Genomic DNA, 14,063 nt, shown 5'->3' with positions numbered 1-14,063 from the left:
GTCGCCGCAAACGGCATGCTGAAATCAAATCAGCCCTGGCAAAAGCCCGGTTGACCCAACACAGTCGCCGGCTCTCCGCGCTTCGCGCTAGCCGGGATGACACCGGAAATATGGCTGTTTAGAAGTTCACCCCCGCACGCCATACCGCGCCAGGAAGGTCTCGACCGCGTCCTCGGCGATGGCCCTCAGCGCGCGGCGGGGCTGGACCTCGTCGCCGGCCGAGAGGCCCAGCACCAGGGTCACGTGGTCGAGCATGCCCATCAGCTGGCTGGCCGCCCACGAGGCCTTCTCGACCTTCAGCTCGCCCGTCTTGACCAGGTCGTTGATCACGGCGATCGCCGCCCCGCCCAGCTCGTCGCGGGCGCTTTGCAGCAGATATTCGGCCACGTCCTCGAAGCGGCGGCGCTCGGACGTCACCACCCGGAACAGGGCTCGCGAGTCGGGCTGGGAGAAGAAGCTGGCATAGGCGCAAGCCAGCGCTGTCAGCCGCGTCCGGGCGTCGCCCTTGACGCGGACGGCTTCGCGCACCGGCGCGGTCAAGCTGGCCACCGTCTCCAGCACGATGGCCCGGAACAGATCCGCCTTGCCCGGGAAGTAGGCGTACAGCGTGGCCGTCGAAACGCCCGCCGCGCGCGCCACCACCTCCATGCCGGCGTCGGCATAGCCTTCGCGCAGGAATAGCGCCCTGGCCGAGGCGAGGATCTCCTCGCGCTTGTGACCCGACCGCTTGAGACCTGCGCCGACGAGCATAGGGGAGACCCGCTGTTTCGATGGTGATGCAATCTAGCCGCGAAAACGAAGGTTAAGCAAGAGATGCGCGAGAGGACTTCGCGGCGTCTTTCGGCTATGCAGCCCTCGCGCTCAATTCGTGGGCGGAAGAGACGGGATCTCAGGCGTGATCAAGGACGTGGAAGCCGCGCGCGAACAGGAAGTCGCCGCCTGGTTCGGCGAGCGGGCGGAAAACACGATCGAGACTTCGTGCGCCCGCGTGTTCCTGATCGGGGGCTCGGCCTTCAAGGTGAAGCGGCCGGTCGACTTCGGCTTCCTCGACTATTCGACGCTGGAGTTGCGCCGCTGGGCGCTGGAGCGGGAGCTGACCTTCAACCGCGCCGCCGCGCCGGACATCTACCGCGAGGTGCGCCGCCTCACTCGCGCGGCCGATGGCGGGATCGAGATCGACGGCGACGGCGAGATCGTCGAGTACCTGCTGGAAATGCGTCGCTTCGACCAGAACGGCGTGCTGGCCACCCAGCCGTGGGCGATCGACGACGCGCTGGAGGATTCGCTGGGCCGCACCGTGGCTCGCTTCCACGCAGGCTCGAGCCTGCGCCCACAGGGTGGCGGGGTGTCGGCGCTGGGCTACACGATCCGCTCCAACGCCAACCTGCTGCGGGGCCTGGCGCCGCGCCTGGGCAAGCAGGCCGTCGAGCGTCTCGTCCACGAGACCGACATCGCCCTGGAGCGCCTCGGCCCGCTGCTCGACGCGCGCGCCGCCGACGGCTTCGCCCGCCACTGCCATGGCGACCTGCACCTGGGAAACATCCTGATCGAGAACGGTCAGCCGATCCTGTTCGACTGCATCGAGTTCAACGACACCCTGTCGGACATCGACGTCCAGTACGACCTGGCCTTCCTGCTGATGGACCTGGACTTCCGTCGCCGCCGGGACGCGGCCGGCCGGGTGCTGAACGCCTATCTCGACGAGGCCGCCCGATCGTTCGGCGACGGGCTATGGACGGGTCTCGCGGCCCTGCCCCTGATGCTGAGCGTGCGCGCCGCCGTCCGCACCCACGTCTGGGCCTATACGGGCGACGACGAGGCCGCGCGGGCCTATCTGCAGACGGCGCTGGAGCATCTGGCCCCGCGCCCGGTCAGCCTGATCGCCGCCGGCGGCCTTTCGGGCTCGGGCAAGTCGACCTTCTCGCGGGTCTGCGCCCCGGGCCTGGGCGCCGCGCCCGGCGCGGTGGTCCTGCGCACCGACGAAATCCGCAAGCGCCTGTGGGGCGTGCCGTCGCTCGAACGCCTGCCGCGCGAGGCCTATACGCCGGAGATGAGCGCCAAGACCTACGACCAGCTGTTCCACGACGCGACCCTGTGCCTGAAGGCCGGCCGCTCGGTGGTGCTGGACGCGGTGTTCCTCAAGCCCGAGGAGCGCGCCCGCGCCGAGGCCCTGGCCAAGTCCGCCGACGTCGCCTTCCAGGGCGTCTGGCTGGAGGCCCCGCCCGAGGTGCTGCGCGCCCGCGTCGCCGCCCGCGTCAACGACGCCTCGGACGCCGACGTCGCGGTGCTGGAGACCCAGCTGGCCCGCGATCCCGGCGAGATCGCCTGGCACAAGGTCGACACCGTCAGCGCCTTCGAGGACGAGGCCCGGGCGCTGGCCGAGGCGATGGGGTAGGCGGAGCGCGGCAGAAGCGGATCGGTCGAAGGTCTGCTTGGGGTGGGAAGAACGGCGCCCAATCCCTCTCTCTGGAGAGAGGGAGGGGCCCGTCCCGACGACCGTCGGGATGGCAGGGTGAGAGGCTACTGCCTGCCCGAACGCAATACCGACAGGATCTCGTCCGCCATTCCGCCGGGGTCCGCCAGCACCCGCTCGTTTTGGAAACGCAGGACGAGATAGCCGAAGAGCGTCAGGGTCTCCGTGCGGCGGTTATCGTAGTCCTCGCGCCCCTCATGGGCGGGGCCGTCCAGTTCCACGATCACCCTCGCGGACTCGCAGAACAAAGTCGGCGAAATATCGGTCGATCGGGTGCTGGCGCAGGAAGCGAAACCCGCCCAAGCGGCGATTACGGACGAGAGCCCACAGCGTCTTCTCGGCCAGGGTTTGATCCCTGCGAAGGCGACAGGCGGTGGCGATCCGGTCCATGGCTGGAGCTTGAGCCGGTCCGGGGGCGCGCTCAACGAAAGGAATCCTGGTTTTCCGCCGGGCGGTGAAACCTCTCACCCTCCCCATCCCGACTTCCGTCGGGACGGGCCCCGCCCTCTCTCAAAGAGAGAGGGGTTCGCGCAAGGTCCGACGAGGACCGGTTGCAGCCTCCGGCTTCCATCCACAAACCCGACCTTCCCGGCGACACGTCAGTGCGGCGAAGCCAATGCCGGGAGGGCAGGTTCATCCGGAGCGGCTGGGGATGACGCGACATTCGCGTCCTGTTTAGCGGATGGGCGTTCGTGGGTTCGATCTGCATCCCGGCATTGGCTTCGCCGCACTGACGTGTCGCCGGGAAGGTCGGTCTATTTGAGAGACTGCGAAACCTAAGCCGCGCCCCTAAGCCGCCCCTCGTTCCCGCCACCGACCGTCGAGGCGATGGCCATCACCAGCTCAGCGGGCCGGATCGGCTTGGCCAGGTGGTCGGCGAAGCCCATGTCGAGGAAGCGCTCGCGATCGCCGGCCATGGCCGAGGCGGTCAGGGCGATGATAGGCGGCGGCTTGGCGCCGACGCGGCCGGCGCGGATGGCCTCCAGCGCCGTGACCCCGTCCATCACCGGCATGTTGATGTCCATCAGCACGCAGTCGTAGCGGGCGTCTCCCATCGCCTCGAGCGCGTCCTGGCCGTTGCCGACCACGGTTAGCAGGACGCCCAGCGGCTCCAGCATGGCGCGGACGACCAGCTGGTTGACCGCATTGTCCTCGGCCATCAGCACCCGCACCTGGTCTAGGGCCGGCGCGTCTTCCAGCGTCTTCCGGGGCTGGGCCGCCGGCGCGGCCGCCTCCGCGGCCTCGAAGCGAAACACGAAGCGCGCGCCGGTCTCGCTGGGCGCCAGGGTCAGGTCGCCGCCCATGCGCCGGGCCAGCGCCCGGGCGATGCTGAGCCCAAGGCCTGCCCCGCCATAGTCGCGCGACACCGTCTCGTCGGCCTGGGTGAAGCTGTCGAACACCCGCTCGCGGGCGTGGTCGGGCACGCCGGGGCCGCTGTCAGCGACCGCGATCGCGATCATGCGACGGCCGTCGGCAGCCACGACGGGCCTGGCGTCCAGCGACACCCCGCCCACGGCCGTGAACTTGATGGCGTTCGAGACGAGATTGGTCAGCACCTGGCGAATGCGCAGGTCATCGGCATGGATCGTCTCCGGAAGCTCCGGCGCGATATTGACCGTGAGGGCCAGCCCCTTGAACGCGGCGGCGTCGCGCCAGGCGTTGGCGACCTCGTTGACCAGGGTGCGAGGGTTCAGGTCGACCGGCGCCAGCTCGATCCGTCCCGTCTCGATCCGCGACAGGTCCAAGACGTCGTTCAGCAGGTGCATCAGGCTGTCGCCCGAGCGGATCATCAGCTCGACCTGCTCGCGCTGGGACGGCGACAGGTCGGAGAGCTCCAGGGCGTGGGCCATTCCCAGGAGGCCGTTCATCGGGGTGCGCAGCTCGTGACTGGCGACGGCGATGAAGGTCGACTTGGCGCGCGCGGCCTCCAGCGCCCGCTCCCGCTCCTGGCGAAGGTCGCGGGTCAGGGCGTCCATCTTGCGAGCGGCGGCGCGGTTAAGCAGCATGACGTTGACCGTGGTGGCCACCAGCAGCAGCAGGCCCCAGCGCGCGGCGATCGTCCCGGGTCCCTCCCCCGGCAGCAGGAAGAACGGAAAGACGACCAGGCAGGCCATCGGGGCCACGCCGTTCAGCACCACCAGCGGCCCCGATTGGTGCCGGAAATTCTGGGTGTAGATCACCTGGCCGCACCAGACGGCGACGGCGCCCAGACGCGTGTCGCCAGAGCCTTCGAGCCACAGGATCGCGCCGAGCCACGCCCAGACCACATTGATCGGCAGCGACGCTCCGGCGAACAGCGCGCGCAGCTGGGCGGTGCCGGGACGGCCGCGCTTGAAACGCCGAGTGATCAGCCATGCCGCGCCCTCGCAGGCCAGCAGGCTCGCCAGCCAGCCGACCGCGAGCGACCACCCGACGCCATAGCCGACCACCACCGCCGCGAGGGTCGCCGAGACCAGGCGCGGCGGCGTGAGCCGATAGGTGTCGGCCGCGACCTCGTCGAGCCGCGCGTCGGACCATGTCTCGCTAAGCCAGCCCAAGCCGGTCTCCGAACGACGAACCTCGTTCTCCCAGGCTCGACTTAAAACATCAGAAGACCCTGAAGACGCGATGCGACCGATCATCGCGGCGGGCCGAACCGGGCAAGCGCCTCGCTTTACGGTGGCGCTGCGTTGCACAATTGCGGACGGCCCACTAGCTTCTAGTGAACAACGATAATTAACCGGGAGAGAGACGGCCGATGTATGGGCTGATGCAGCATGGGGCGCTGACCCTCGACAAGATCATGGACCACGCCGCGCGCTGGCACGCCGACCGCGAAGTGGTCAGCCGGTCCGTCGAGGGACCGATCGTGCGCACCACCTATGGCCAGATGCGCGATCGGGCCAAGCGGGTCTCCAACGCCCTGCTGGCCCTGGGCATGAAGGCCGGCGACCGCATCGGCACCCTGGCCTGGAACACCGGCCGCCACATGGAGGCCTGGTACGGCATCATGGGCGTCGGCATGGTCTGCCACACCCTCAATCCGCGCCTCTTCCCCGAGCAGATCGCCTGGATCGCCGGCCACGCCGGCGACCGGATGATCTTCGCCGACCTGACCTTCCTGCCGATCCTCAAGCAGATCGTCCCGCGCATCCCCAGCGTCGAGTACGTGGTCGTCTTCACCGACAGCGACCACATGCCGGCCGACTTCGCCCTGGCCGGCGACGCCCCGCACTTCAAGGGCCTGCTGTGCTATGAGGACCTCGTCGAGCAGCATTCCGCCGACGTCGCCTGGGGCGGCTTCCCCGAGGATACGGCCGCGGGCCTCTGCTACACCTCGGGCACGACGGGCGATCCCAAGGGGGTGCTCTACTCCCACCGCTCGAACTTCCTGCACACCTTCATCACCCTGCAGCCCGACGTGATGGGCCTGTCGCAGAAGGACGTGGTGCTGCCCGTGGTGCCGATGTTCCACGCCAACGCCTGGGGCGTGACCTTCTCGGCGCCCGGGACCGGGGCCAAGATGGTGATGCCGGGCGCCAAGATGGACGGCGCCTCGATCCACGAGCTGCTGGAGACGGAAGGCGTGACCTTCTCGGCCGCCGTGCCGACCGTGTGGCAGATGCTGCTGCAGCACCTGGAAAGCACCAACGGCAAGATCACGACGCTCAAGAAGGTGGTGATCGGCGGGGCGGCCTGCCCCGAGAGCATCATCCGCGCGTTCCACGACAACTACGGCGTCGAGGTCGTCCACGCCTGGGGCATGACCGAGACCTCGCCGGTCGGCACCCTGTCGGTGATGACCGACAAGCTGGCCAAGCTCTCCTATGACGAGCAGATGCCCTGGCGCCTTAAGCAGGGGCGGCCCCCGCTGGGCGTGGAGATCTGCCTGAAGGACGACGACGACAAGCCCCTGCCCCACGACGGCAAGGCGTTCGGCCACCTGAAGATCCGGGGGCCGATCATCGCGGGCGAGTACTTCAAGGGCGCGGGCGGGACCATCCTCGACGCCGAGGGCTATTTCGACACCGGCGACGTCGCCACGATCGACCCCGAAGGCTTCATGCAGATCACCGACCGGGCCAAGGACGTGGTCAAGTCGGGCGGCGAGTGGATCAGCACGATCGAGATCGAGAACATCGCCGTCGGCCACCCCAAGGCCGCCCTCGCCGCCGTGGTCGGCGTGCCCCATCCCAAATGGGACGAGCGCCCGGTCCTGCTGGTCAAGCTCAAGCCCGGCGAAACCGCCACGCGGCTTGAGTTCCTCGACTTCCTGCAGGGCAAGATCGCCAAGTGGTGGACCCCCGACGACGTGCTGTTCGTCGAGGACATCCCGCTGGGCGCGACGGGCAAGATCGACAAGAAGCTGATCCGCAAGCGGCTGGCGGAGGAACACTACGCGCTGCCGGGGTGAGGGGTGTCGACACCGACCGCGCCTAGAGCCTTTAGACTGAAATCGGAATCGATTTCAGGCGTTTAAAAGGCTCTAAATCAAAGACTTAGAGCGTGAGTTAAGCCGAAACCGGTTCCCACTTTCGGCCTCACGCTCTAGCCTGTCACACGGCCTATGGCTCTGTACGTACACGATACCGCCGCTGTCCGGACGCCTCGGGGGTTTCCGGCGGTTTCGGCGGCTGCTTGCGTGGGGTTCCGGAACGTTACAGGCTGCCCCCTATGAAGCGTGATCCCAAGAAGTCCGAAACCCTCCAGGTTCGCCTCCCGCACGGCATGAAGCGCGACTTCATGCAACGGTGCGAGGCGGAGAACCGGGCGGCGAGCGACCTCGTTCGCGATTTCATCGAGGGCTATCTGGCGCGTCCGGTGGAAATCCTCACATCGGAGAAAGCCGTGATGATCCGCAGGACCTTCGTCTATCCCACCCTCGCCGCCGCCAGCCTCCTGGGCGCCGTGTTCGTCCTGGCCCCGAGCGCGAGCCAGGCGACCAGCCTCCGCGACGATTTCGCCGCCATGGACCAGAACAAGGACGGCTTCATCGTCGCCTCGGAGTACCAGCCGCCCGAGGACGGCGTGACCTATTCGGTCAAGTCCACGTCGTCCAAGCCGGGCGCGACGCGGATTTCGTCCGCCGCAAGCGCCGACGAGACCCTGTCCAGCCTCGACCAGGACGGGGATCACCGACTGAGTTTCGAGGAATATCGGTTCATGCGGACAGGCGCCGCCATGGCGATCATGAAGCGCGGCGACCGTGATCAGGACCACCGCCTGACCCAGGCCGAATATATCGAGGGCTCGACCCTGCCCGACGCCGCCGTCGCCAAGATCAAGGCCCAGGCGCCCGGCGTCGAGCTGGCCATCGCCCAGATGCGAGGGAAAGCGGGCGCCCGGTTCGAACGGCTCGACGCCGATCGCGACGGGACCTTGACCCTTGAAGAGATGACGCCGTCCTAGAGCGCGTCAGGTTTAGCATGGGCGGTTAAACCGCTCGAGCGCGCTCGCGGAACAAAGGTCGGGCGTGGGCTCGCGCTGCGCTCACGTCCGATCCCTCCTCGCAAGGCCCACGGCTAGAGCATGAGGCCGAAAGCCTTCAGCCCTTGGCGGCCGCCGTCAGGACTTCCAGCCGCTTGCGCGCCTCGGCGACCAAGGCCTGATCGGCGCCCGCCCCCTGATGGGCGATGGCCTTCTCGCGAAGGACCTGGGCCACCGCCACATTGAGGCTCAGGTGCGGCGACTGGGCCAGGGGCGCGATCAGGCCGGCGGCGCTGTCGTACTCGCCCTTGCCCAGCAGGGCGATCACGGCGTCGATCCGGATCTGCTCCACCTGCGGGGCCAGCAGATGCGCCCCGACCAGCGCGTCCAGGGCGGCGTCGCTGTCCTGCGGCTGGGTGCGGGCATAGCGGTACAGGGCCGGATAGAAGGTCGGGTCCAGCTTCAGGGCCCGCGCCAGCGCCTTCCTGGACTCGCCGGACGTCTCGGCCAACCGGGCTGGATCGCGCCGGCCGACCGTCTGCCAGGCCACGCCGAGCAGATACTGGGCGTAGGGATCGGTCTGCAGCGCCGGGGTTCCCTTCAGCAGCTCGACCGCCACGGTGGGATCGCCGAAAGCCTGCTGGGCATGAGCCAGGGTGCGGGTCGCGAACGGGTCGTCGGGATATCTGGCGGCCTTGGCGGCGATGGCCTTGACGATGTCCGAGGCCTGCCGGTCGGTCTCGCCGCGACGCCCCCGGATCAGGCGCAGCGAGTCGAGCATCAGGTCGCCATAGGCCGGCGACAGGGCGGTGACCGTCACGTCCTCGGCGACCAGGGGAGCGACAGGAACGACCGTCATGGTCATGCCGGACTTGGCGTAGCTGGTCAGCTGTCGCTGCAGCGAGGTCTTGTCGGTCTTGAAGGCGGCGACGAAGGCGTCCGGCTCGGGCTGGCCGGCGCGCAAGGCGGCGAAATAGGCCCGCAACTGCCCGGCTCGCTCCGGATCGCCCAACAGATAGTGGGTCAGCAGCCAGCCTTGGGCGTAGACCATGCCCAGCCGGGGCGAATCCATCCGCGCGTCGAGCAGCGCGTCCAGGGTGATCCAGGACTGCCGCTCCAGCGAGGGAACCCGCGTCGCCACCGGCCCGCCCAGCTGCAGCTTGTCGCCCCGCTCCACGGTCGCGCCGAAATACTCGGCGAAGCCTTCACGGAACCACAGCGGATAGGGCCAGGCGAAGTTCTGCGCCATGAAGTGGTGCGCATACTCGTGCTGCAGCACATGACGGGCCTGCTCGCGATCGCTGGCGTTCCAGGTCGCCAGGGCGGCGCGGCCGCCGGGCCCGGCGCGATAGAAGCCCACCGCGTCGACCTCGGGCTCGACCTTCTCCAGATCGTCGCGCTGGGCCACCAGATAGATGTCGAGACGGGCGGCCTGGGGCTTGTCCTCCACGCGCATCACCCCGGCCAGCAGCCGGTGATAGCGCTCGAGGTCGGACGCGGCCTCCCTCAGCTCGGGCTCGTCGATCGCGCCGTAGACGTTGAAGTGCGGAGTGGTCGCCTTCAGCCAGCGATCCGCCGCGACGGCCGACTGGCCCATCACCATGACCACCAAGGCGACGAGCACGCGCGAAAGCCACTCCATCTTTCCCCCCGGGGTTTGTGGCGTCGTGAGAGCGCCCGATGCACATTCCACCCAAGGTTGCGTTTCGATCACCGAGATTGGCAACCCTTTTTCGCGCAGCGTTGTGACGAGCCCCCCCGGGCCGCGCCCGCCGGACACGCCATCGAATCGCCGCATCCTCGGAAAAGCTTCACCGGAGGTTGATTGGGAGGCTCCTGGTGCGTCATCTTCCTATTTGCGTCCTGGCTCTGACGGCCCTGCTGCCGTCCCTGGCGCTGGCGCGGGAAACGCCGCCGAAAATGACCGCCGGCAGCAGTCCGGAGCTGCTCGACCGGCGCCTGATCGACATCGGGGGCGGCCGGCGGCTGAACATGGTCTGCATCGGCGAGGGCGCGCCGACCCTGGTCTTCGAACAGGGCCTGGGCGGAACGATCCTGGACTGGCAGTACATCCAGGCCGATCTCAGCAAGACCAACCGGACCTGCTTCTACGACCGTGCGGGTTATGGCCAGAGCCCGGCCTCGGACCAGCCCCGCACGCCCAAGAACGTCACCGACGACCTGCACGCCCTGCTGCGCAAGGCCGGCGTGCGCACGCCGGTGGTGCTGATCGGGCATTCGATCGGCGGACGCTACGCCCCCTACTACTACGAGCGCTTCCCGGCTGACGTCGCCGGCATGGTGCTGGTGGATCCGGGGTTCTACGGCCAGGACGACCTGAACCTGTCCGCGCCCGACCAGGCGCTGTTCGACAGCTTGCGAGACAAGGCCTATGCGAAATGGTCGAACTGCGCGGCCAAGGCCCGCGGTCACGAGATAACGCTGGAGGCTCCGCAAGACTGTTTCAGGGCGAACCTGCCCTATTACACGCGCGACGAGGCGGCGCGGATGCTGCCTGTCTACCAGCGCCCTGAGCGGTGGGAGACGATCGCCTCGGAGTATGGCCATATCGACGAGGACAAGGGGCCGCAAAAGGACTGGGGTGACCTGCCCCTGCTCGTCCTGACGCGCACCGCCTTCCCGCCGACGCCGGGCGCGTCCGACGCCTTCAACCAATCCGTCGAGGCGGTTCTGAAGCGCGGACATGCGGCGCTGGCCGCCCGCTCCAGCCGAGGGCGGAACATCACCGTGCCGGACTCCAACCACTATATGCAGGCCAATCAGCCCGCGCCCGTTTTGGCCGCGATCCGGGATTTCCTGGCCGAGGTGAGCGCGCGCCCCGCGCGCTAACCGGCGCTCAATGGAAATCCCGGCTCCTTAACAGCCGGCCGGACACCTTCTGCCGCACGCGCGGCGCCGGAGCCCCCGGCTCGTCCCTCAGGCTGGAAAGGTGCGCCGAGAGGTCGGTGAATCCCTCGGCCACCACGTGGATCACGCCGTCGGCGCGCTGCACGCGGCCGTGGACGACCAGGAACGAGGCGGTCATCACCAAGTTGCGGTCGGCCTCGAAGCGGTCCTTCCAGACCACGGCGTTGGCGACGCCGGTCTCGTCCTCCAGGGTCACGAACACCACGCCCTTGGCCGTGCCCGGCCGCTGGCGGATCAGGACAAGCCCCGCCACCGACACCCGCGCGCCGTCCTTCAGCGTCGATAGCCGCTCGGCCGTGATCACCCCGCGCCGTTGCAGCATCGGCCGGTAGAAGCCGATCGGGTGGGCCTTCAACGAGAGACTGGTGGTGCGATAGTCCTCGGCCACGTCCTGCGGCGCGGCCATGGCCGGCAGGGCCACCCTGTCCTCGAACAGCGGCAGGCCGGCCAGCAGCGGGGCCTGGACCGGGGCCTTGTGCTCGCCCTTCAGCCCCTTGACCGCCCACAGCGCCTCGCGCCGCGAGAGGCCCACGCCGGCGAAGGCGTCGGCTTCGGCCAGCAGCTCCAGCGCCTTCTGCGGGACGCCGCCTTGCGCGAACTCCCCGGGCGTGCGGGCGCCCTCCGCGCGGGCCTTGGCCAGCACCGCGACGTCGGCCTTCTTCAGGCCCTTGATCTGGCGGAAGCCCAGGCGGACGGCCTTCCAGTTCTGGCGGTTGGCGTCGTCGGCGATCTTGTCGGCGCGGGGCCGGAAGCCCTCATAGGCGCGACCCTTCTCCAGCGTGCAGTCCCAGTCGCTGGCCAGGATGTCCGGCGGCAACACCTCGACCCCGTGCTCGCGCGCGTCACGGACCAGCTGGGCCGGCTGGTAGAAGCCCATCGGCTGGGAGTTGATCAGGGCCGCGCAGAACACGTCCGGCCAAGCCCATTTGATCCAGGCCGAGACATAGACGAGCTTGGCGAAGCTGGCCGCGTGGCTCTCCGGAAAGCCGTAGTGGCCGAAGCCCTCGATCTGCTTGAAGCACCGCTCGGCGAAGTCGCGCTGGTAGCCGCGCCGGACCATGCCCTCGACGAACTTGTCGCGGTACTCGGCCGGCGTGCCGAGGTTGCGGAAGGTGGCCATGGCCTTGCGCAGGCCGTCGGCCTCGTCGGGCGTGAACTTGGCCGCTTCGATGGCCAGGCTCATGGCCTGCTCCTGGAACAGCGGCACGCCGAAGGTCTTGCCCAGGATGCCCTTCAGCTCGTCCTCGGGACCGTGCTCCGGCGAGGGCGCGGGCCATTCCACCGGCTCGATCCCGTTCTTGCGCTTTAGATACGGATGGACCATGTCGCCCTGGATCGGGCCGGGACGGACGATCGCCACCTCGATGACCAGGTCGTAGAACTCGCGCGGCTTCAGGCGCGGCAGCATCGACATCTGGGCCCGGCTCTCGACCTGGAACACCCCGACGCTGTCGGCCTTGCACAGCATGTCGTAGACGCCGGGGACCTCTTTCGGGATGTCGGCCAGATCCTGCAGCCAGGCCTGGCCGTGGTCCTGCCGCAGCATACCCATCGCCCGCTGGATGGCGCTCAGCATGCCCAGGGCCAGGATATCGACCTTCATCAGGGACAGGCTGTCGATGTCGTCCTTGTCCCACTCGATGAAGGTGCGGTCCTTCATGGCCGCGTTGCCGATCGGCACGATCTCGTCCAGCCGCCGCTTGGTCAGAATGAAACCGCCGACGTGCTGCGACAGGTGACGCGGGAACTTCAGCAGCTCGGTGGCCAGGGCCACGGCGCGGGCGATCTCCGGCGCGGTGGGATCAAGGCCGGCGTTGCGCAGGTGCTCCTCGGGCAAACCATCGCCCCAGCTGCCCCAGACCGTGCCGGCCAGCAGTGACGTGACGTCCTCGGTCAGGCCCAGGGCCTTGCCGACGTCGCGGATGGCGCTGCGCGGGCGGTAGTGGATCACCGTCCCGCAGATGGCGGCGTAGTCGCGGCCGTAGCGCTCATAGACATACTGCATCACCTCCTCGCGCCGCTCGTGCTCGAAGTCGACGTCGATGTCCGGCGGCTCGCCGCGGTTCTCGGAGATGAAGCGGGTGAACAGCAGGCGGTGCTCGGTCGGGTCGATCGCCGTCACGCCCAGGCAGTAGCAGACCGAGGAATTGGCCGCCGAGCCGCGCCCCTGGCACAGGATGCCCATTTTCCGCGCCTCGCGCACGATGTCGTGCACGGTGATGAAGTAGTTGGGATAGTCCATCTTGGCGATGAGCCGCAGCTCTTCCTCGAGCTGGGCCTTCACCTTGTCCGGCACGCCGTTCGGATAGCGCCAGGCCGCGCCTTGCCAGGTCAGGTCGGTCAGGTGCTGCATCGCCGACTTGCCGGGCGGCACCGGCTCGTCGGGGTACTGCTCCTTGATCTGGCCGAGGTCGAAGCCGATCCGCTCGACGATCTCGACGGTGCGCTCGACCGCGCGCGGCCAGCGCTCGAACAGGCGGGCCATCTCGTCCGCCGACTTCAGGTGGCGCTCGGCGTTGACCTCCAGCCGGAAGCCGGCCTCGTGGATCGTGCAATGCTCGCGCACGCAGGTGATGACGTCCTGCAGCGGCCGCCGCTCAGGGCCGTGATAGAGCACGTCGTTGGTGGCCACGATCGGCGCGCCGGCCGCCCGTCCCAGGGCGTCGAGCCGGGCCAGCCGCTTCAGGTCCTGGGCGGCGTAGGCGCGGCTGGCCGCCAGCCAGGACCGTCCGGAGAGATCGCCGGCCATGCGGGTCAGGTCGCGCTCGAAGGCCTCGTCCAGCGTCCGGGGCGGGACGATCAGGCCGATCTGCCCGTCGGCGTGGTCCAGGAAATCCGTCCAGCTCAGGTGGCACTGGCCCTTCTCGGCCCTGCGCTGGCCCAGGGTCAGCAGGCGCGTCAGGCGCGCGAAGGCCTCGCGGTCGCTCGGGTAGCAGATCAGGCTGGGCGTCCCGTCCATGAAGTCCAGCCGGCAGCCGGTCAGCACCCGGACCTGGCGTTGCTTGGCCGCCGTCCAGGCGCGCACGACCCCGGCCAGGCTGTTGCGATCGGCGATGCCGACAGCCTTCAGCCCCAGCGCCTCGGCGGCGATGGCCAGCTCCTCCGCGTGCGAGGCGCCGCGCAGGAAGGAGAAGTTGCTGGTGGTCTGGAGCTCGGCGTAGGCGGGTTTCTTCATGACGAGCCCCCTCCACCGGCGTTCGCCGGTCCCCCTCCCCCAAAGGGGGAGGAAGGTGATCCTTCTGCCCCCTTTGGGGGC

At 68.7% G+C, this 14,063-nt stretch carries 8 protein-coding genes and 1 pseudogene; 4 read left to right on the top strand and 5 right to left on the bottom strand.

Annotated elements, in window-relative coordinates; all coding sequences use genetic code 11:
* Positions 1–126: 126 nt before the first annotated feature.
* Positions 127–750, bottom strand: a complete 624-nt coding sequence (locus DI526_RS05380; RefSeq protein WP_304275026.1) for a TetR/AcrR family transcriptional regulator — start codon at positions 748–750, stop codon at positions 127–129.
* Between the two features lie 145 nt (positions 751–895).
* Here DI526_RS05380 and DI526_RS05375 point away from each other — a divergent pair, with 145 nt between their 5' ends.
* The gene (locus DI526_RS05375) at positions 896–2,395 is read left to right on the top strand and encodes a bifunctional aminoglycoside phosphotransferase/ATP-binding protein (protein ID WP_304275023.1); all 1,500 of its coding nucleotides are present in this window, start codon (positions 896–898) and stop codon (positions 2,393–2,395) included.
* Positions 2,396–2,520: 125 nt separating this feature from the next.
* On the opposite strand, the pseudogene DI526_RS05370 reads toward DI526_RS05375, so the two are convergent.
* Positions 2,521–2,863: pseudogene (locus tag DI526_RS05370) on the bottom strand (DUF559 domain-containing protein).
* Between the two features lie 386 nt (positions 2,864–3,249).
* Positions 3,250–5,010: an ATP-binding protein gene (locus tag DI526_RS05365; RefSeq protein WP_304275020.1), complete on the bottom strand. Its 1,761-nt coding sequence runs from the start codon at positions 5,008–5,010 to the stop codon at positions 3,250–3,252.
* Positions 5,011–5,210: 200 nt separating this feature from the next.
* On the opposite strand from DI526_RS05365, the gene DI526_RS05360 reads away from it, so the two are divergent.
* Together DI526_RS05360 and DI526_RS05355 are read left to right on the top strand one after the other, a co-directional pair.
* Positions 5,211–6,866 carry a long-chain-fatty-acid--CoA ligase gene (locus DI526_RS05360; RefSeq protein ID WP_304275017.1) on the top strand — a complete coding sequence of 552 codons (1,656 nt, stop codon included), beginning with the start codon at positions 5,211–5,213 and terminating at the stop codon, positions 6,864–6,866.
* A gap of 260 nt (positions 6,867–7,126) precedes the next feature.
* A complete protein-coding gene (locus DI526_RS05355) occupies positions 7,127–7,861 on the top strand; it encodes an EF-hand domain-containing protein (protein WP_304275015.1) in 735 nt (244 codons plus the stop codon).
* Positions 7,862–7,997: 136 nt separating this feature from the next.
* Here DI526_RS05355 and DI526_RS05350 read toward each other — a convergent pair whose 3' ends face one another.
* Positions 7,998–9,521: a hypothetical protein gene (locus tag DI526_RS05350; protein ID WP_304275012.1), complete on the bottom strand. Its 1,524-nt coding sequence runs from the start codon at positions 9,519–9,521 to the stop codon at positions 7,998–8,000.
* A 197-nt stretch (positions 9,522–9,718) separates the two neighbouring features.
* Between DI526_RS05350 and DI526_RS05345 the strand changes: the two genes are divergently transcribed.
* Positions 9,719–10,729 (top strand): alpha/beta fold hydrolase, encoded by a 1,011-nt coding sequence (locus tag DI526_RS05345; RefSeq protein ID WP_304275009.1) that lies wholly within the window; start codon positions 9,719–9,721, stop codon positions 10,727–10,729.
* A 7-nt stretch (positions 10,730–10,736) separates the two neighbouring features.
* Here the strand turns inward: DI526_RS05345 and DI526_RS05340 are convergent, their stop codons facing one another.
* The gene (locus DI526_RS05340; RefSeq protein ID WP_304275007.1) at positions 10,737–13,982 is read right to left on the bottom strand and encodes an error-prone DNA polymerase; all 3,246 of its coding nucleotides are present in this window, start codon (positions 13,980–13,982) and stop codon (positions 10,737–10,739) included.
* Positions 13,983–14,063: the final 81 nt, after the last annotated feature.

It is taken from the genome of Caulobacter segnis (assembly GCF_003243465.1).
GTDB classification, from domain to species: domain Bacteria; phylum Pseudomonadota; class Alphaproteobacteria; order Caulobacterales; family Caulobacteraceae; genus Caulobacter; species Caulobacter segnis_A.
This window is presented reverse-complemented; position numbering and strand designations above follow the sequence as displayed.

What these genes read in the sequence shown, in the direction of transcription:
- DI526_RS05380 (WP_304275026.1), bottom strand. Translation starts at nt 750, where the DNA reads ATGCTCGTCGGCGCAGGTCTCAAGCGGTCGGGTCACAAGCGCGAGGAG.
- DI526_RS05360 (WP_304275017.1), top strand. Translation starts at nt 5,211, where the DNA reads ATGTATGGGCTGATGCAGCATGGGGCGCTGACCCTCGACAAGATCATG.
- DI526_RS05355 (WP_304275015.1), top strand. Translation starts at nt 7,127, where the DNA reads ATGAAGCGTGATCCCAAGAAGTCCGAAACCCTCCAGGTTCGCCTCCCG.
- DI526_RS05350 (WP_304275012.1), bottom strand. Translation starts at nt 9,521, where the DNA reads ATGGAGTGGCTTTCGCGCGTGCTCGTCGCCTTGGTGGTCATGGTGATG.
- DI526_RS05340 (WP_304275007.1), bottom strand. Translation starts at nt 13,982, where the DNA reads ATGAAGAAACCCGCCTACGCCGAGCTCCAGACCACCAGCAACTTCTCC.